Source organism: Shewanella sp. SR44-3, assembly GCF_014163735.1.
Lineage (GTDB): Bacteria > Pseudomonadota > Gammaproteobacteria > Enterobacterales > Shewanellaceae > Shewanella.
The window spans coordinates 28,911-47,998 of record NZ_JACJDV010000004.1; the positions used below are offsets into that span (position 1 = coordinate 28,911).

20 protein-coding genes are annotated in these 19,088 nt (G+C 44.1%); 14 read left to right on the forward strand and 6 right to left on the reverse strand.

Translation table 11 applies throughout. The features are described from left to right. Window positions 1-8 precede the first annotated feature (8 nt). The 12 genes from H5073_RS03365 (at window position 9) to H5073_RS03420 (ending at window position 9,783) form a co-directional block, all read left to right on the forward strand. Window positions 9-1,046 carry a hypothetical protein gene (locus H5073_RS03365; protein WP_182676979.1) on the forward strand — a complete coding sequence of 346 codons (1,038 nt, stop codon included), beginning with the start codon at window positions 9-11 and terminating at the stop codon, window positions 1,044-1,046. A 216-nt stretch (window positions 1,047-1,262) separates the two neighbouring features. Continuing rightward, the gene (locus H5073_RS03370; RefSeq protein WP_011498053.1) at window positions 1,263-2,063 is read left to right on the forward strand and encodes a flagellin; all 801 of its coding nucleotides are present in this window, start codon (window positions 1,263-1,265) and stop codon (window positions 2,061-2,063) included. A gap of 400 nt (window positions 2,064-2,463) precedes the next feature. Then, window positions 2,464-3,816: a flagellar filament capping protein FliD gene (gene fliD, locus H5073_RS03375; protein ID WP_182676981.1), complete on the forward strand. Its 1,353-nt coding sequence runs from the start codon at window positions 2,464-2,466 to the stop codon at window positions 3,814-3,816. Window positions 3,817-3,845: 29 nt separating this feature from the next. After that, complete coding sequence (gene fliS, locus H5073_RS03380) at window positions 3,846-4,226, forward strand: flagellar export chaperone FliS (protein WP_182676983.1); 381 nt, start codon at window positions 3,846-3,848, stop codon at window positions 4,224-4,226. A 74-nt stretch (window positions 4,227-4,300) separates the two neighbouring features. Continuing rightward, a complete protein-coding gene (locus H5073_RS03385) occupies window positions 4,301-4,639 on the forward strand; it encodes a hypothetical protein (RefSeq protein ID WP_182676985.1) in 339 nt (112 codons plus the stop codon). Further along, window positions 4,629-5,945: a flagellar hook-length control protein FliK gene (locus H5073_RS03390; RefSeq protein ID WP_259394806.1), complete on the forward strand. Its 1,317-nt coding sequence runs from the start codon at window positions 4,629-4,631 to the stop codon at window positions 5,943-5,945. Before H5073_RS03385 ends, H5073_RS03390 begins: the two co-directional genes overlap by 11 nt. A gap of 15 nt (window positions 5,946-5,960) precedes the next feature. Beyond that, window positions 5,961-6,416 (forward strand): flagellar basal body-associated protein FliL, encoded by a 456-nt coding sequence (gene fliL / locus H5073_RS03395; RefSeq protein ID WP_182676987.1) that lies wholly within the window; start codon window positions 5,961-5,963, stop codon window positions 6,414-6,416. 10 nt (window positions 6,417-6,426) lie between these two features. Then, window positions 6,427-7,137, forward strand: a complete 711-nt coding sequence (locus H5073_RS03400) for an RNA polymerase sigma factor FliA (protein ID WP_182676989.1) — start codon at window positions 6,427-6,429, stop codon at window positions 7,135-7,137. A gap of 33 nt (window positions 7,138-7,170) precedes the next feature. Continuing rightward, window positions 7,171-8,028 carry a flagellar motor stator protein MotA gene (gene motA / locus H5073_RS03405; protein WP_182676991.1) on the forward strand — a complete coding sequence of 286 codons (858 nt, stop codon included), beginning with the start codon at window positions 7,171-7,173 and terminating at the stop codon, window positions 8,026-8,028. Further along, on the forward strand, window positions 8,028-9,020 hold the full coding sequence (locus tag H5073_RS03410) for a flagellar motor protein MotB (protein ID WP_182676994.1): 993 nt from the start codon (window positions 8,028-8,030) through the stop codon (window positions 9,018-9,020). Before motA ends, H5073_RS03410 begins: the two co-directional genes overlap by 1 nt. Before the next feature lie 17 nt (window positions 9,021-9,037). Next, a complete protein-coding gene (locus tag H5073_RS03415) occupies window positions 9,038-9,484 on the forward strand; it encodes a PilZ domain-containing protein (RefSeq protein WP_182676996.1) in 447 nt (148 codons plus the stop codon). Between the two features lie 11 nt (window positions 9,485-9,495). Next, a complete protein-coding gene (locus tag H5073_RS03420; RefSeq protein WP_182676998.1) occupies window positions 9,496-9,783 on the forward strand; it encodes a hypothetical protein in 288 nt (95 codons plus the stop codon). Here H5073_RS03420 and H5073_RS03425 read toward each other — a convergent pair. After that, window positions 9,762-11,561 carry a DUF885 family protein gene (locus H5073_RS03425; protein ID WP_182677000.1) on the reverse strand — a complete coding sequence of 600 codons (1,800 nt, stop codon included), beginning with the start codon at window positions 11,559-11,561 and terminating at the stop codon, window positions 9,762-9,764. The two genes, H5073_RS03420 and H5073_RS03425, sit on opposite strands and share 22 nt — an antisense overlap. Before the next feature lie 185 nt (window positions 11,562-11,746). Here H5073_RS03425 and add point away from each other — a divergent pair, with 185 nt between their 5' ends. Beyond that, a complete protein-coding gene (add, locus tag H5073_RS03430) occupies window positions 11,747-12,742 on the forward strand; it encodes an adenosine deaminase (protein ID WP_182677002.1) in 996 nt (331 codons plus the stop codon). A 94-nt stretch (window positions 12,743-12,836) separates the two neighbouring features. Here add and hemN read toward each other — a convergent pair whose 3' ends face one another. The 5 genes from hemN to H5073_RS03455 form a co-directional block, all read right to left on the reverse strand. Beyond that, window positions 12,837-14,210: an oxygen-independent coproporphyrinogen III oxidase gene (gene hemN, locus H5073_RS03435; RefSeq protein ID WP_182677005.1), complete on the reverse strand. Its 1,374-nt coding sequence runs from the start codon at window positions 14,208-14,210 to the stop codon at window positions 12,837-12,839. A gap of 197 nt (window positions 14,211-14,407) precedes the next feature. Next, window positions 14,408-14,875, reverse strand: a complete 468-nt coding sequence (locus tag H5073_RS03440; RefSeq protein WP_182677006.1) for a DUF2489 domain-containing protein — start codon at window positions 14,873-14,875, stop codon at window positions 14,408-14,410. Window positions 14,876-14,950: 75 nt separating this feature from the next. Next, window positions 14,951-15,499, reverse strand: coding sequence for a Der GTPase-activating protein YihI (gene yihI / locus H5073_RS03445; protein ID WP_182677008.1), 549 nt, complete (start codon window positions 15,497-15,499; stop codon window positions 14,951-14,953). Between the two features lie 55 nt (window positions 15,500-15,554). Then, complete coding sequence (locus H5073_RS03450) at window positions 15,555-16,199, reverse strand: methyltransferase domain-containing protein (RefSeq protein WP_404948371.1); 645 nt, start codon at window positions 16,197-16,199, stop codon at window positions 15,555-15,557. 817 nt (window positions 16,200-17,016) lie between these two features. Continuing rightward, window positions 17,017-17,637, reverse strand: a complete 621-nt coding sequence (locus H5073_RS03455; protein ID WP_182677012.1) for a cytochrome c — start codon at window positions 17,635-17,637, stop codon at window positions 17,017-17,019. A 252-nt stretch (window positions 17,638-17,889) separates the two neighbouring features. On the opposite strand from H5073_RS03455, the gene yihA reads away from it, so the two are divergent. After that, window positions 17,890-18,549, forward strand: coding sequence for a ribosome biogenesis GTP-binding protein YihA/YsxC (gene yihA / locus H5073_RS03460; RefSeq protein ID WP_182677014.1), 660 nt, complete (start codon window positions 17,890-17,892; stop codon window positions 18,547-18,549). Window positions 18,550-19,088 lie beyond the last annotated feature (539 nt).

A 19,088-nucleotide genomic window follows, 5' to 3' on the forward strand; every position in this document is an offset into this window, starting at 1 on the left:
AGGGTGAGATGATCAAAGGTGTTGGGGAATCGCTGAATGTGATGCGGCAAAGCCAAAGCTTGGCTCCCGCTGCAGCAGCGACAGGGGTGGTGAGCTCACAATTTGATACTCCAGCGCAGCATGCTATTCCTAAGCACAGGCTCGACAGTTATCAACGCTGGGCTAAAGCTACCGCAGAGCAGCACAGTATTAGCGCATCACAGGTGACCTTGCAGGCGTTAACCCAAGCAAAACAGCTGCTGCAACAGCTGGCTAAATTATTGCAAAGTGCGGTGCAAGATGAGCTGCAAGCCCGCCAAAATGAAAAGCTTTGGGATACCGCTGAAACCTTACGGCAGCAATTGCTAGGGCTAAAGCCGCAGTATCAAGGCATTCAATTATTAGATCATCACTTTAATCTACTCTCAACTCCTGCCAATGCTGCCATGCATGCCTTCGTGTTTAAGTCGGTAGACTTGTGTGCGCCTAAGGATCGTGATGAGAAAATCACCATACAACTGGGCAAAAAGACAGTGGTGCTGACCTTAGCCGCCGGCTTAAGCCGCCAGCAATTATTGCAACAGATGGCCCCCATATTCGAGCGTCTTGGGATAAGCCTAGAATTAGTGGCTGACGAGCTAGTGTGTAAGACCCATTCAGCGGTATGGCAGTTGGTGTGTGAGGGCGTGTTGATGATGGGCGAAGGCCAAAGATTACCTGCAGGTGAGCTCAGGCAAATCCGCATAGAAGCCAGATATCACTGGCAAGACCCAAGAGAGTGGGGCTTAAGCGCTGTGGAACAAGCCAGAGCAAGCTTAGCTAAAATTGCTAAAACACAGCAAAAAATTGCTGGCCAAGCCAATGAAATCAGCGCCATTCATCAAGTGCTATTGGCAAGAATAAAAGCCAGTAGCCAAGGTAAGGACACTCAAGTTGCGCTTAACTACCTTGATAAATACATGCGCCCACAACCTTTCAGCTATCAAATGACTTCTCTAATGGCCCAAAGCAATACCAACAGAGATCAAGTTGGCGCACTGTTGGGTTTACATTTTAATTGTGAATAAGCAATATTTATGAATCCCATAAATTCAGATATAAAAACCGCCTTTTGGCGGTTTTTTTGTATCTGCATTATTCAGGGAATTGATGTTATTGGTATCAGGGGAAGTGTGGTTTTTATCCATGAATGAATTTTTTTATAAATTTTTTCAGTTTCTCTTATCTGTGTCGTTTTATTAGTTTGGATAACAACAACAGCTTATTTTCTTGGAGTAACAATTATGCTTTCAGTTCACACTAACTATGCGTCGCTAGTTTCACAGGGTGCAGTTTCTAAAAGTAACAGCTTATTAACTAACGCTATGGAGCGTTTATCTACCGGTCTTCGTATCAACAGTTCAGCTGATGATGCCGCAGGTTTACAGATTGCTAACCGCATGAATGCCAACATCAAGGGCATGCAAGCCGCTAGCCGTAATATCTCTGATGCGACTTCTATGCTACAAACTGGTGATGGCGCACTAGAAGAATTAACTACGATAGCTAACCGTCAAAAAGAATTGGCCACACAAGCGGCTAACGGTGTGAATTCACAAGACGATTTAGATGCGTTGGATGCAGAGTTCCAAGCACTTATTCTTGAGTCTGCACGTATTACAGACAAAACCACTTATGCGGGTAATAACTTATTCACTAAATTAACCGGTAGTGTGACCTTTCAAATTGGTGCTGATAAAACTGAAACTTTGGATGTTGCCATTACCGCACCGACAGCTGTAGCTGGAGATTTGAAAAGCGCAGCTAATGCTCGTACTGCTATGGATGCGGTTGATACCAATATCAAAGAAGTGGGCACCGCTCGTTCAGTATTGGGTGCTAGCCTTAACCGTCTTGGCCACACAGCCTCAAACCTTGCCAGCGTACTTGAAAACACTCAAACTGCAGCTGGTCGCATCATGGATGCCGATTTCGCAGTGGAATCAGCCAATATGACCAGAAACCAGATGCTAGTTCAAGCGGGTACGACAGTATTGTCTTCTGCTAACCAGAACACTGGCTTAGTCATGGGCCTACTACGTTAATAGTAAAGTCGTGTTAATCAATACGCTTAATTAGCGTGTTAGATAACAAAAAAAGGACCTTAGGGTCCTTTTTTGTTGGCGATTATTTTAGTGCTTTTAAGCCAGTTTTTGGCCGCTGTCATCCATGACGCAGATTTATTTCAGTTATTGGCCCCATGGGTCGACTTTAGTTTTTACTCTTTGCTAGAACCTAGAACCTAGAACCTAGAACCTAGAACCTAGGGCGGAAGCAAGTTTTCCCACAGTATTGCTAAAGCGGAAGGGAATGTTGCGCTTTATCCTGAAAAATATGATTAAGTTTATAAAAAACAATTAGATAAATCTTGGTACAACACTTGCTCTAGCATTATGAATGCGGCTTAGGGCGCTTGAGTGACTAAGCCAAATTAAAGGAGTTTCTATGATAGGTAATATGAGTGCGGCGCAATTCTCCCAGCAGTTAATTTCTGCCGACCGTGCAGGTAAAGATAACCTCTATAAAGGCAAGTTATCGGCGCAGAAGACCCAGCTTGATGCTTATAAGCTACTGGAAACCAGCATGAAACAGCTGTCTACCAAGCTTAAGAGTATTGATACCGAAGCATTCAGTAATAAGAAAGCTAACATCAATAATGATTTTGCTAAGGTCACGGTAAAAGCGGGTGCGCCTAAGGGTAATTATGACTTAAATGTCACTCAGTTAGCTCAGTCCCATCAATTAACCAAGACCTATGCCAGCGAAGATACCTTATTGCCCGCCACGGGACTGTTTACTGTGCAATTGGGCAGTGACCCAACTAATAAACTCAGCATAGATTTAGCCACAGTCAATGGCGGCGCTGGCATTACTGTCACTCAGCTTAGAGATTTAATTAATAAAGATGCGGCTAACCCAGGCATGCAGGCATCCTTAGTGCGCACAGGCGGCCAGGTCGAGTTGATGTTGTCAGCTAATAATGGCGGCGCTAGTAATAACCTCAATGTAACCCTAGATGGTGGTGATTGGGGCATGACTGAAAGGCGCGCTGCCCAGGACGCGCAGTTAACCTTGAACGGCATTAGCATCAGCAGCAGTAATAATTACTTAGAAAACGTGATTGATGGCGTCAATTTAGATTTAATCAAGGTTCATGGTGCTGGCGAGTCTAGCCAAATCAAGGTCGAGGATGACAGCGAAGCCACCACCACGGCGGTTAAAGATTTTGTCAGTAACTTTAATACCTTACTCAGCCAGATTAATCAGTTAAGCCGCTCTATGGGGAGCACTGTGGTCGATGCTGCAAATACTGATGATAAAGATAAAGAGGCTGTAAAGGTATCTAGCACGCAAATTGGTGTGCTTAAAGGGGATTCTTCGGTGAGGTTAGTGCAGTCACGCCTGCGTGATGCGGTATTTGCCAGCGCCCCTAATGGCATGCGTTTATCGGACATAGGCATCGAGATTGGCAGAGACGGCTTATTGAAGATGGACGATAAAGAATTTGAGGCTGCGCTAAAAGCTGATGGCAGTAAAGTGCAAGCTATGTTCAGCGATAATGGCAGTTATATCGACAAGATTGAGGCTGTGCTTAAGCCTTACACTGAGTTTAATGGGCTATTGTCGATGAAGAAAAAAACCATCGACAGCCAAATCGATCGTATCGAAGACAGTGTGGAGCGCCATAACTACCAGATGACGCAAAAATACAATATTTACTTGGCTCAATTTACCGCCATGGAAGCCACAATCAATCAATTAAGCGCCGCTAGCAGCTTGTTTTCACCTAGAGGCTAGTCGCGAGTATACCAAGGATACTTTTCAATATGTTAAACGAGTATGACCCTTTTAGTGCCTATCAGCAGACGTCACTGGATGCCAAGTTAGCATCTGCCACCTCCCATGACATGGTGCGTATGTTGTTAGATGGCTTGCTGGAAGAGCTAGATAGGGTTACCGGGCACATGGAGCGTAAACAGTTTGAAGCTAAAGGCGTGAGCGTTAATAAGTGCCTCAATATTGTTTACGGTTTGGATTCTATGCTGGATTTAGATAATGGCGCCGAAGTGGCGACTAATCTGCACAATCTGTATGACTACTGCAGTCGTCAGTTAGTGACCGCCAGCGTTGAGAACGATCCTTTGGCTCTTACTCCTGTAGTGAAGGTTATTCAAGATATTCGTGCCGGCTGGGTGAACCTCAATTGATCAACTTATTTTGAGCCGCCCTGAGTTTCACTTAGTGACTCTATCGGCCTGTTTTTACTTATGAAGGCCTGCGTATGAAGACCGGTCATAGTGTGCAAATTACCATTGAGCAGTGGCAGCAGTTTTCTCTTGGGCTGCGCCATTACGGCGATGCTCAAGACTGGCCCAACTTGGTGAAACTGAATCAATTGTTGATCAAGGCTTTGCATCAAGTTGCCAGAGAAGATTTTAATGAAACCCCGCAACAGGCACTGGCTCGTGTTGAAGTGGAGAAAGTACACACACAAGTGCTTAGGGATCTTAAACGCGCTCGGGATCAGTTATCAAGCGAGTTATCTGGTTTTAAATCATCGCAGGCTGGGCTGCTAGCCTATCAATTTACGTGTATTAGTGGGGAAGTCGATGATATCTGATGTGTTAGTGAGTCGTTCATTAACGACAGAACAAGGACTGCAGTCAAGTAATAAGTCCCAAGGCCAGCAGCAAGCAGAGCAAGGCTCTTTTGCAAGCTTTGCTAATGATAGGGCTAATGAGGCTAAGCGTGCCTCTGCCTCAAAGCCGCAGACAGGCAGCGTAGAAGCACAAGAACCACAGTCAATGGAGCTTGAGCCATCAGTGCAGGCTCCTTTAACCGCTGAACCACAGGCGGCAGCTCAATTGAGCACGGCTCAGATGCCAGTTTGGCCTCAAGCAGCGATGGCTGCGGGCACCAACCTTGATGGTCAAACCCTAGCCACAGTGGCAGGCTTTGGTGCTAAAACCGCGACTGACTTTCAAACATTGGCTCAAAGTTCAGATGAAAGTACAGCTCAAGTCATGGCTCAAACAGTGGCTCAGAATCGGACTCAAAACAGTATCCAAGCAAGCGTGCTGGCTATGCCGATTAATGCTGACATCTTGACTCGTATGCCATCTCAAAAGAGCAATTCAATGCAGGCTCTTCAGCCTCAATCGGGATTAGCTGCTGTGATGAGTCATTCGATTTCTGCTGGGGCGCAGGCCGAGCGCGGTGGAATAACCTTTAGTGATGCCTTGATGCCAAGCACCGCCGTAGCAAGTGCAGGGGCAACGGCAAGTTTTACTCAAGGTAAGGCGTTTGCAGAGCAGTTATGGAGCAATGGCATAGGGGCGACAGCGAAAGAGTCCAACATGCTAACCCCAATGACACAAGGCTTAAGCCAACAAGCGATCGGTAGCACAGTTTTGGCCGACAGCAGTGAAAATCAAACTCAACTTTTTACCCAGATGCTAGCTAGAGGGGTGACTGGTCCGAGTGTTAGCCAATGGGGTCCTGTGCCTGTGAATATGGCGGGCAGCTTAACTCAACAAGCCCAAGATATGCTGACCCCGCTGCGGGACCAGTTAAGGTTTCAAATCGATCAGAAAATTAAGCATGCGGAAATTCGCTTAGATCCTCCTGAGCTTGGCAAGCTTGAACTCAATATTCGACTCGACGGCGATAAATTACAAATACAAATGCATGCTGCAAACCCTGCGGTTAGAGAAGCATTACTGAGTGGCTTAGATAGGCTCAGGGCGGATTTAGGCCAGGAATATGGCGGCAGTTTGGATGTGGATGTCGGTCAGGGTGAAACCTCAGATAAACAAAACCCACAACAGCAGCAAGCGAGTGCTATCGCAGTGAATTCCGAAGCACTTGTAACCCCAAGCGTGCAGAAAACTACTTCCTCAGATCAGCAGTTAAACTTATTGGCTTAAGCCAGGAGCAAGGCAATGGCATCAGCAAAGTCAAAATTATTCAAAGTATTAGGTTTTATTTTTTTGATAAGTGCATGGACAGGTGGGGTACTTTGGGCTGATTGGCAAAGCCCTAAATGGGTTGAAGAATTTTTAGCCGAAGAACCCGTTGTGCAAGTGGCAAGATTTTACCCCTTGGATAAATTTATTATTTCTATTCCCGGAGAGAAATACCCTCATTATTTACTGTTAGAACTGGCTCTAAAGAGTAAAAATCCAAACTTAAAGCCAGTACTTGATGAGGCGGACCCTTTAATTCGCAACTCACTAATGAAGATGTTTTCACGGAAAAAGTTTGAGCAGCTCAACAGCACTGAACAGTTAGATAGCCTACAAAATGAAGCATTAGTGCATATCGTAAAAGTGCTGTTAGAGCATGATTTCCCATCAGATATTGATGAAGTGCTCTTTACGCGTATGGTCATACAGTAAGGATGCGGTTATGAGTCTCGATGGTCAATTAGCTTACCAAACTGTCAGTGAAGAGCCTGCGCTACAGCGTTTATCTGAAGATCAGCTAATCGTACAGTATTTGCCGTTAGTGAAACGCGCGGTGTTGCAACTGCGCAGTCATTGCGGTGCCATGCTGTCCTTGGAGGACATGGAGCAAATCGGCATGATGGCGTTAATTGAATCTTCAAGGCGCTACCCTGGTGAGTTTGATAATGGTTTTATTTCTTTTGCCGGTCAGCGGATCCGAGGATCGATTCTAGATGAGTTACGCCGTCAGGATTGGCGCCCAAGGCCTGTGCGGCAACAGGCGCATATTTTGAATGATAAAGTCCGAGAATTGAGCCGCGCTTTAGGCCGAGAGCCCACCGACACAGAAGTTGCAACTGGGCTTGGACTCTCCCCCGAGGCCTATAGAGAAAGCTTGTACGCCACTCAGGCTGAGTCAATGAAAAGTTTGGATGAGATGCTGACGATTGGTGAGCAACCCGCAGATAAACACAATGAAGTTGAGCGTTTTATGCTCAAAAAAACCTTAGTTAAGGCTATGACAAAATTAAATGAGAGAGAACAGCTAATTCTGTCGCTTTACTATCATCATGAACTTAATTTAAAAGAGATTGCATTAACACTGGGACTGACAGAAACCCGCATTTGCCAGCTTCATAAGCAGGCCGTGGCAAAATTGCAAAGCCTTATATAAACGTCGACAGTGACAAGCAACGGATAACGAATAATGAGTAAATTGATTGGCTTAATCATCATTTTAGCGTCAGTTTTTGGCGGCTATATTTGGGCTGGCGGTACCTTGATGTCTTTATGGCAGCCTGCTGAAATATTAATTATTTTTGGTGCAGGTTTAGGGGCGTTAATCATAGCTAATCCTCGCTCAGTACTGGAAGAAATGCTAGTGCAAACCAAAGAGCTTTTAACTAAAGAAAAAGAAGATCCCGAGCTCTATCCTCAGCTCTTTGCCTTGATGAGTTTGCTGATGAGCCAAATTCAATCCCAAGGTCTTAAGGTGTTGGATGAGCATATAGAAAACCCAAGAGAAAGCTCGCTATTTCTTATGTATCCCAGCGTGCTTGAACACCCGGATGTATTACAGTTTTTGATTGATAATTTACGCATTCAATCCATAGGCAAGATGTCTCCTCATGACTTGGAACACATGTTTGAAGAAGAAATTCATCGCATAGAAGAAGACAGATTAAGGCCATCAGAGGCGTTAAATAAAGTGGGTGAAGCCATGCCTGGTTTTGGTATCTTGGCGGCTGTGATGGGGATTATTATCACTATGTCTAACATAGATGGCCCAATTACCATGATCGGCGTAAAAGTGGCTGCAGCTTTAGTGGGGACTTTTATTGGTATTTTTGCCTGTTACTGTTTCTTTGATCCTTTATCTAAAGCTTTAGAGCATCTGGTGGATAGGAAATCGGCTCAGCTTAGGTGTGTTGCCGCCGTACTGGCAGCCTTTGCTAAAGGTAAGCCACCAACCATGGCAATTGATGCTGGTCGTAAGCAAATTCAGAGTGAAAATCGTCCTTCGTTCGTGGAATTAGAGCGCTGGATGGAGGAGCAAAAAAGCTAATGCTCCATAAAAATGAACCTATCATCATTAAGCGTGGCAGGCGAAACAAGCGTTCTGCAAGCCACGGTGGAGCCTGGAAAGTCGCCTTTGCCGACTTTACCTTGGCCATGATGGCGCTCTTTATGGTGCTGTGGATAATGCAGATTGCCGATCAAGATGAGCGTAGTCAAATTGTGCAGTACTTACGCGGTGAAATGTACGCTTCAGGGGCGATGAATCCCTTTGATGTGGCGCAATCTTCATCAATTATTGATTTTGAAGGTAGCCCGGCGATTCAGCAGGCGATTGTGACTTCATCAGGCAGTGGCCCAGAGCGTGCAGGCCCTGCAATGCATAATAATATTCCTGCAGGAGAAGAGGAGCCTAATGCTGGGCAAGGACCAGAGCTTAATGCCATGGTGCCAGGTCAATATGATACTCAAGCTCAGCTTGTAGTATTGGCTCGAGAGCTTAATCGAGTGGTGCAGCAATCGAGTATGGCGGACAATATCGCGGTCACCTTAGTGCCTCAAGGGATCCGAATTTTAATTCACGACAATATAGACAGATTTATGTTCACTCGCGGCAGTGCGCAAATGCAGGCCTATTTTGAAGACTTACTTTTGGCCTTAGGGCCTGTACTTGGACAAGTAACGAATGCCATGGTTATCTCAGGGCACACGGATTCAACACCTTACGCGGGTACCGAGTTTACCAACTGGGAGCTATCCAGCAAGCGCGCCTTATTAGCAAGGCGAGTCTTAGAATTTGGTGGTGTAAAGCGCAATCAAGTTATTCAAGTGACAGGTATGGCGGATCAAGTGGCTTATATTCCACAAGAACCCGCTGCTGCGGCTAATCGTCGCATTGAAGTGTTAATTTTAACCTCGACAACAGAGCAACTTATTCGTGACATGGTGGGGGTGCCAGCAGAGCATTTAGATGCTGGAGTTAATTTGCAGGATGCCAAATTACAAGCCGAATTAAACCAGCCTAGGGTTAGATATCAATAGTGAAAAAGGATGACGCTATGATCGTATATGAGGAGTTTTGGCACAGTGATGGTCGCTCACTCCCAGAAGGTGCCCTTGAGGAAATTAACCTCAATGAGTATGACAGTCGCCGTAAGTCGCAGCGTATCAATCTTAGAAAAAACAATGAGATCCCTTTGCAGCTAGCTTGTGATGGTGTGACTATTGAGTTGTATAAAATGGGGTGGCTAAAACTGCAGCTTTTAGGCAGCGCCAATGTTAAAGATATTAGTTTGACTGGAATTGGTTTTTTATCTAGTCAGGTTTTAGCTATTGATGATGAGGTGGTGGTTCAATTTCAAGGGATTAAGTTGAGCTGTCAAATCTGTCGCCATCAAAAGGTGCAAGGTAAATTGGCTTTTTACGGCGCCAATTGGCTGGAACAAGGGCTTGAGCATCAGCGCATTGCATTTATTAATCACATTAGGCTGCATGCAAAACGATAAAGGGAGGGACTATGGTTGCAACATTTCACCGTCGAGGCCCAGATCGTCTGCAGAAGTTTTTCCTTTATTTGATCTTAGTTGATTGGCTGTTGCTGCTAGTCACGGCCTTTAAAATGCAGTCTCTAAGCTTTTTCTATGGCTCTGTGATCGCCTTTATGTTGTTTATATATAATTTATTCTTAGCAAATTTATGCCGTATTCGAGCTAGAAGAGCCAAAGACACCTATCTGATTTATCCTGTGGTGCTAGGTGCCTTTATCTCATTCTTATTGGTGAGTTATTTTTTCATCTTGGCTTGAGTCGTTTGGATTAGCTCATCAATTTGTTGCTCTAGCACAGACATAGGCACTGAGCCTTGCGCTAACACCGCATCATGAAACTGCCTAATATCAAATTGCTCTCCTAGGGCTTGTTCTGCTTTTGCTCGTAGACGCTTAATGGTGAGCTCGCCTATCTTGTATGACAAGGCTTGTCCTGGCCAAGAAATATAGCGATCAATTTCTGTGGTGACATTATGCAAAGATAACGCTGTGTTACTGGCCATAAAATCTATCGCTTGTTGACGACTCCAACCTTTGACGTGCATGCCGGTATCGACAACTAAGCGGGCAGCACGCCACATTTCATAGGTTAACCGCCCAAATTGGCTGTAAGGGTCTTGGTAGTAACCGGCTTCTATTCCTAAGTACTCACTGTAAAGCCCCCACCCTTCACCGAAGGCTGAAATATAGCTGTAACGCCTAAAATTCGGTAGATCTGAAATCTCTTTATTTAATGAAATCTGTAAGTGGTGTCCTGGCACGGCTTCGTGCAAGGTTAGTGCCGGCAATTCATATAGCGGGCGCGTCTCTAGCGCATAAGTATTGACCCAGTAATAACCAGGCTCATAGTCACTATTGGCGCCAGAATAACGACCTGTAGTGTATTTAGGGGCTATTTCAGCTGGAACTGCCTGTACACCGTAGGGGCTTCTAGGCAGTTTGCCAAAATATTTAGGTAAGATGGCATCAGCTTGCTTAGCTAAATATGCCGCCTCTTTTAATAGCGCTTTCGGAGTCTTGGCGTAAAACTGTGGGTCGGTGCGTAAAAAGTGCAAAAAATCGGCAAAATTGCCTTTAAATTCGAGTTGTTTAACGATTTGCTGCATCTGACTCCGAATGCGCTTAACTTCACTTAAGCCTAAGGCGTGAACTTCATCGGCACTCATGTCCACAGTGGTGTAATGCTTGAGGCGGTTATTGTAAAAGGCGTTGCCAAAGGGGAGCGATGAGGCGGCAATATCACGCCTTGCTTGAGGGATATAACTCTCAGTCATAAAGCGATAAAAGTCTTGGTAGAGTGGCAATACTTTGGTTGAAATAGTCTGGCTAGCTTCAGTTATTAAGGTGTTTTTTTCGGCTTGGGTAAAGTGGGCCGGGAAGTCCTTAAAAGGCTGGTAATAAACGCTTTGCTCCACGGGCACAATAAAGGCGCTAATGCTGTGTTCAAACCCTTCAAGCACCACTTTGGGTTGAGTTATCCCTGATTTGATGCCTTTTTTAAGCCAGTAAGTTTGTTGAGCGAAATACTTAGGCAAGGCATTTAAGCGGGATAAATAGTCGCGATAATCTTGCATCGAATCAAAGCGACCTCTGGTAATGGCGCTGATATCAGCATGAAAGCCACTTTCTGCGGTGAGCGGTTGATAGTGGTCATGAAAATGATATAAATCAATATCATTATCTAGTTGATATTTAAGGATCAGCGCATTGGTTCTGTTGGTTTTCGATAGAAGACTGGTGTCTAACAGTGCCAGTTGCTGTGCTAGGGCTTGGGTACGTTGATTATGGCTTGCTAATGTTGCTGGTGACAGGTCTGCTAATTTTCCTGCTTGACTGTTATCGCCAAAAGCGGCGGCGAGTTGCGGATCTTTTTCTAATTGCAACTGCCAGGCATTAGCGATAATGTTTTGTAATTTATTGTCTTGGCTAGATTTTATGACGTTATCTGCTTGGGCTTTGTCCATTGCCACTGGTGTTGAAGCCCCTTGGCAACCCCAGAGTGCGATGAAAAATAGCGGCGTGAGTCGTTTTAACATGCTAAGTCAGTCCTATGACAAGATAATGATGCTGGCTATTCTAACGGTTTTGGTGATGGTCGTCCTGTTAAGACAATAAGTTGAGCTGCATCGGCAAAAAATTATAACAATACGTGTTAGACTCATTTAGCTAACTTTGAAGCTAAAATATAAGTATTGGCAAGGCGATTTTATAGGGGTTAAATATGATTGATAAGTCTATTCCGTTAGTTGATTTGCATAGACATCTAGACGGAAACGTAAGAGTGCAGACGATTTGGGAGCTTGGCCACCAACATGGTATAGCGTTACCGGCCCAATCTTTGGCTGAGCTTGCACCTTTTGTGCAAATTCAGGGTAAAGAAAATAGCCTAGTCGCATTCTTGAAGAAGTTAGACTGGATGGTAGCAGTACTTGCGGATCTGGATGCTGTAAAGCGTGTGGCTTATGAAAACGTTGTCGATGCTGCGGTGTCTGGCCTAGATTACGCTGAACTGCGCTTTAGCCCTTATTACATGGCGATGAACCATAACTTACCTATCCAAGGTGTGGTTGAAGCTGTAATTGACGGCGTTAGTGCTGGCATGAAAGATCATGCGGTTAAGATTAACCTGATTGGCATCATGTCGCGTTCATTCGGCCAAGAAAAATGCCGTTTAGAGTTAGAAGGTTTGTTGGCTCATAAAGATAAACTGGTGGGAATGGACTTAGCGGGCGATGAATTAGGGTTCCCTGGTGATTTGTTTACTGAACACTTTAAACGTGTCCGTGATGCAGGCCTTGCGATTACCGCTCATGCGGGTGAAGCTGCAGGCTCTGAGAGTATGTGGCAAGCTATTCAAACCTTAGGTGCGACTCGTATCGGTCATGGCGTCAATGCGGTGCACGATCCTAAGCTGATGGAATACTTGGCGAAGCACAAGATAGGCATTGAATCTTGCCCAACCAGTAACTTGCACACTTCAACTGTGGCAAATTACGATGTTCATCCATTGCGTACTTTCTTAGATGCCGGTGTATTAATTGGTTTAAATACTGATGATCCGGGGGTGAGTAATATCGATATTGCTCACGAGTATCGCGTTGTGAAGTCAGAGATGGGCTTTAGCGATGCGCAGTTAGCTCAATTGCAGCGTAATGGTGTCGAGATGGCATTTATGTCAGACAGCGACCGTAAGGCCTTGTATGCTGCTAAAGCGTAACGATATAGAAGTGTTTTAAAACTATCTTAAAGCAATCTTAAAATAATCACGCCGACGAAAGTCGGCGTTATTATTTACAGCGATAAAATAGGGGTTAAATCACCCGTGAAAATTGCTGTTGGCGGGCTTTTTGGCGGAAATAAATATCAAAGCACATGCAAATATTACGAATTAGCAGCCGCCCTGTGGCGCTAATGGTAATCTTTCTGTCCTGCACGCTTACTAGCTTATCATCAATAAAGGTCTGCAATAGCTGCATATCTTCACTGAAGTAAGTCTCAAAATCTATTCCAAGCTCGGCTTCAATACTGGCTATATCTAATTCAAAATGACAAATAAGCTGCTTTATCACCACGCGGCGAATTTCATCGTCGCGAGTTAGGCTACAGCCCTTCCATAATGCATGCTCTTTAGCATCGATAGATTGATAATACACCTGTAACTCTTTTTGGTTTTGCGCATAACAATCGCCGATTTGGCTGATGGATGACACGCCGAGCCCCAGCAAATCACACTCTTCTTGAGTAGTGTAGCCTTGGAAGTTGCGGTGTAATTTACCGGCATTTTGCAGTTTGGCTAACTCATCATCGGGTTTGGCAAAGTGATCCATTCCGATAAATTGATAGCCCGCAGCCGTTAATGATTCGATAGTCTGATGCAAAATATCTAACCTTTGTTGAGCACTAGGCAGTTGATCATCTTTGATTTTACGCTGAGCGGCAAAACGTGATGGCAAGTGAGCATAGTTAAACACTGACAAGCGATCCGGAGACAGCTCAATGATGCGGGTTATGGTCTTGGCAAAGCTTGCCGGTGTTTGCAGTGGCAAACCATAAATCAAATCCACATTGGTGGACACAAAGCCTAGGGCTTTAGCCCGAGCGATAAGGTCGAAGATAAACTGCTCATCTTGTTCGCGGTTAACGGCTATTTGCACTTCTTTATTAAAATCCTGCACTCCAACAGAAATACGATTGAAACCGGCTTCTTTTAAGGTATCGAGCATGGTGAGCTCGATTTCTCTTGGATCAATTTCAATGGAGAACTCGCCCTGCTCGGCAAAATTGAAGTGCTGCTTTAATAATGCCGTAAGTGCTAAAATTTGCGCCGGGGTTAAGAAGGTCGGCGTGCCGCCGCCCCAATGCATTTGGGTGACTTGGTAATGTTTGAATAATGGCGCCCGCTTAATGATTTCGCTGGCTAAGTATTCTAAGTATTGATCTGCCTTGTGTGCATGGCGAGTAATGACCTTATTGCAGCCGCAGTAATAGCACAGCTTGGCACAGAAAGGGATATGTATATACAAGGATAAGGTTTTGCTTTTACTGGTCTTTATGGCTTCAAGCAGATTATCTTCTGTGAATGAGTCATCAAACTCCAGTGCTGTGGGATAGGAGGTATATCGTGGACCGCTGTAATTGTATTTTTCGATCATCGACTGATCCCAAGCAATCTGAGTGGGCTGCATCAAGGCATATTCTCCGGTAAATTAGCAATAGGCGAAGTATGCAGGCTTGAGGACGAAATAAACTTGATCTAGGTTGTAAAATTAAGATTTATTGTGAGAAAGGTGCCGATGTCGTAGAGAGGTCGCGTGCTTAATTGAGTCTAGTGCTCGGTATGAAACCTCTTTGTTAGCCTGGGATTTTGAGGCGGATGCTCAATTTAGTGGGATGCGGGCCAACTCAGTGTTTTAAGCTTGTCAGCTTCGGCTAAGATTGCATCTTCAAGTTCAACTTCTGATTTCATTCGCTGCAAATCGAGTTTCATTCTTGCTTGCTTCTCTAAGGCCTTACGGGCGTCCATGATCGGGTGTGAACTTATGCGTTGGTAATGTAAGAATAATGCGGGGTAGTCACTGCTGACGCGCTCTGAGAGGGATAGAATCTCCAATAACTTACCAATGCGCATTACGCCTTCCGATAGCTCACATCTGTCTTCTAACATGGCTGCAGCAATATAACGAATGTCTTCGATAACCTGTTGGCGTTTTGCTTGGGCATCAGCTTGGCGTACCTGTTCAGTTTGTAATTTAGCTTGGTTTTGCTGCTTGAGTTTAAGCAGTAAATATACGGCATAAGCCGTAAGGGGGATGAGAATGGCTGCTGCAAGAATAAGCAAATACACAGGCACAGAAGATCCTTTTAGTTACTAGGAGAGAATGTTAAGGCATTAAGAATCATGCCTTAACATATAAGTCGCTTAAGACTAGTCTTTGGTTAGGTAGTCTTTTAACAGGCTTTCACCAGACTCAAAGCGAGACAGTAAGTCTTCATCAGAAGAAGATTTATTTTGCTTAACTGGCATTTCATCAGCATCGGTGATGCCTAGGTTTTTTAATAGCTGTTCAATTTTGGTTAATTGACCATCTAACCATTTTTGATCGGCATCAGACAGATCGCGACCTTCTTCTAGCATGTCTAATAAGCTGTTTAATCTTGGATCTTCTTCAAGTTTAAGCAGTTTCTGTTCATCGGTTAGTTTTGGCTGAGGCGTTTTAGCCTTAATCGGCTCAGCAATACTGCTTGGCAAGTCTAAAGAAACTGGCTTTTTACTGCCGTGACGTGGGTCTTTTTTCTTAGCTTGAGCGCCGTTAGGAGACTGTTGCATCAGCAAAGCCTCATTATGGCGGCCGCCTGATTTACGGCCTGTCTCTGCCCGTTTGCCATCAACCGCTTTGCGGTCTTGCTTCTTGACTCTAGGGGCTAGTTTGGGGGCGTTTTCGCCGCCTTTGCGTGTTTTCTTGCTGCGAGCCATGTGATTCTCGATTAATAACTAAAATGGCCACAATAGACACTGTATCTACTGGACACTAAATAAGGATGGGCTTTATACCAGAGTTTGCTGCTTTTTGCATCAAAACTAACTCTTTCGCGGCAAATAATAGCTTAAATTGCCCCTGGGTGGCTAGGTATTCGAAGGTTTTGTGTTGATAGAAGCTTACATGAGCAGGATTATTCTTGTGATGCCACTTGGCAAAGTGAGACTTATCTGTAAGCAGTGCGGTACCAATCGCTAGCCAGCCGTGAGGTTTTACCAAGCTTGAGAGTAAATTCCACTGGGTTAATGGTCGCTTAAAGCGCTCAAATACTTTGTAGCTACACACAAAATCATATTCTTGTTCTAAGGCGGTTTGCTCTGTCGCGTTAAATGGGTCGAACTGCATCAACTGGTGGCCGCTGGCTTGGACTCTATCTAGGGTGTGGCTATCTAAGTGACTGCCGAAATTTAAGCCGACCAAGTTTGCTCCGGTTAAGTCACTAAGCTGAGCTAGCAGGGGCAGTACAAATTGCGAGGCTTGTCGCTGCTGGGTCATTTTTTGTTGACGGCCATAGCTTTTACTTGATGTGATTTGCTGTGGATTAATGGCCATCCTATGGTCAGTGGGATCGGCGAAGACAAATGCACATTGCTGGCAGTCATAGAAAGTCCGCTTCTTATCTTGAAGAAATAGCATCGCAGGGTGCTTACACAGTGGGCATCGGGTCATATAGGGGTTAGCTTGGGAAGATTAATACTGATTCTACTGATTTTTGAGCATAAAAAAAGGTGGCAGTAAACTGCCACCTCGTAAACAGTGCTTATCGCACTCTATTCTGATTCCAAGTATCCATACTTGCTATGCGACTTTCCCGGTCAGTATCCTTCTTTTTTTTAGTGCTATCCCTGCAGATTATTTTTATTGGTCTTCATGACACTTTATTACTTTTTAGTCGTCATCCTGACAACTGTTCCGTAGATGGTCCAAGGGACACATCGAGTCTAGCGTTTTGTCGTCAATGACAATATCCAACCATCCATGTTGCTATGTGACTTCCAACAAAATCATGGTTGACAGTACATTAAAAAATAATACTTTTTCAATGTAGATTAGCGGAATCATTCTACTAATCATGTCTAAAGATTTCATTGTGATGTAAGGCAGTGCTAAACAGCAAAATGACCAAATTGGGTCGAGTCCTTACAATCCATATGACTAGGATTTCAAGATGAAATCACGGCTCTGTTATTTTTATTTGTGAGCTGTCAGTAACTATTATTGTTATTGGTTTATTTTATTCTTATATCTTTACTTTTAATGTGACCAAGATCTGTAAGTTGTTATTGATATTCTTATACAAACAGTTGGGTTTAACTTGGTACGGGGGCTATTTAACCCTAAAAGCGTGATCCCTGTCAAGCTAAACGTCGGTAAGTTGACGTTAACGTTAACTTCCTAGTGTAAAAAATGAGCTAAAAAGCTCATTTTTTACACTAAATAAGCAACTTAAGTCTTACTTAATGCTTGAAATGTATTTAGATAATGCTTCAATGTCGGCATCAGTTAATTTTTTAGCTACATCTTGCATCATGCCGTTCAAATCATTGTTACGGCTACCATCACGGAACTTATTTAGCTGGATCTTGATATAATTTGTATGTTGTCCAGCTAAGGTTGGGAAGCCAGCTGCGGCAGCACCTTTACCATCAGGGCCGTGACAAGCGATACAACCGGTAATTCCACGGGCGGTATCACCACCTTTATATAGGCTTTCACCTAATGCTGGAACATCGGTAACAGCAACAGCTTGAATGGGGTTGCTAGCAAAATATGCTGCCAAATCAGCAATGTCTTGATCGCTTAACGCCATGGTCATGCCGCCCATGATAGGGTCCATACGACCTTCTTTACCACCTGACATAGCGGCAGAGCGGAAATCATGTATTTGTTTTTCTAGGTAAGATGCGTGCTGACCTGAAATTTTCGGGTACATGTCGATCATACTGTTACCGTCTATACCGTGACAGGCAGAACAGATGAGGGCTTTGGTTTTGCCCGCTTCAGCATTACCTTCGGCGTTTGCAGGTGATGACATAGCGGCAACTACAGACAGCGCAAGAGCTAACTTTTTCATGGCGTTCCAACTTATTGTTAAATTATTGTCCTGGGCTTACTAGGAGGACCTGCAAGCGTGGTAAAATACATATAATATGCTCGGAATAATATTTTACACGAAAACGTGGAAAAGTAAGCAATTGTTCAATAATTATGGTATTGCATAATCAGAGTTGTGACACCATAAGTGTTCTTATACCTATTACTATGAATCGACTTCTTGTGATCAAGACTTCTCTTAATAGGTATTATTATTTAATCGGAGTTAACAGTGTCAGAATCTAGTATGGATTTCCGCAGGGCCAAGTTTTTAATCAGTGCGCCAGATATTGCTCACCTTAATGAGTACCTTCCTGGTGATGCCGGCGTCGAAATCGCCTTTGCTGGTCGCTCTAATGCCGGTAAGTCTAGTGCATTAAATGCACTAACAGAGCAAAAAGGTCTAGCCAGAACCAGTAAAACACCAGGTCGTACTCAGCTAATTAACGTGTTTGCTCTAGATGCTGATCGTCGTTTGGTGGATTTACCAGGTTATGGATTTGCGCAAGTTCCCTTGGCGCTAAAGAACAAATGGCAGCAAGCTTTAGGTGAGTATCTGCAAAAAAGAGCCTGCTTAAGTGGCGTAGTTGTGTTGATGGATATTCGTCATCCATTAAAAGATCTCGATATGCAAATGATTGAGTGGGCGGTTGCCAGTGAAATTCCGGTATTGGCGTTACTGACTAAGTCGGACAAGCTTGCTCAAAGCGTAAAAATGAAGACAGTTAATGAAGTGCGCAGTGCGTTAGCTGATTTTGGTGATTGGGTGAAGGTTGAGCCTTTCTCATCATTGAAGGGAACAGGCAAGCCTAAGGTGTTGAGTATTCTTAATGAGTGGTGCAATCCACAGTGGTTACTGGATGCGATAGCGCAAGAATCGCCAGAAGATTAATCAGCGCTTTTTCATCTGATTAATACAACCGTCATAGGCCAGCATAGTTGCTGGCTTTTTTTATGGCTGCAGACATAAAAAAGCAAAAAAAAACCGACGACATAAAGTCATCGGCAAAAAATATAGCTCTTTTGGGGAAAGCTAAATTCAACAAGACTCAAGTGCTATCAATTCATTCGACAACCCTCAATGACCAGAGAGTAACCTGTTTCGAGCTAAAATAAAACACTTTTTAAAGTAAATGCTCTAAATTTTTTTCAAGGCAAAAAAAAGCCCCAGTAATCATTACTGAGGCGCCATATTTGGCTGTCACTATCGCTAGTGATTTAAAAAAGGTTTGAAAGATTGAACATCTTAACCTCTGTACCCTACGCCAAGAATAATACTGTATTTACCGTTAAATGAAAAACAGTTTTTCAAATAAAGAGCCAATAGTGTGGTGAAGGTCATATTTTTCTGCCAGTTTGTGCTGATTATTACTTAACTTCAACTCGGACTAATTCAACGATAGATAACATAAAAAAGCCTGCCATATCCAA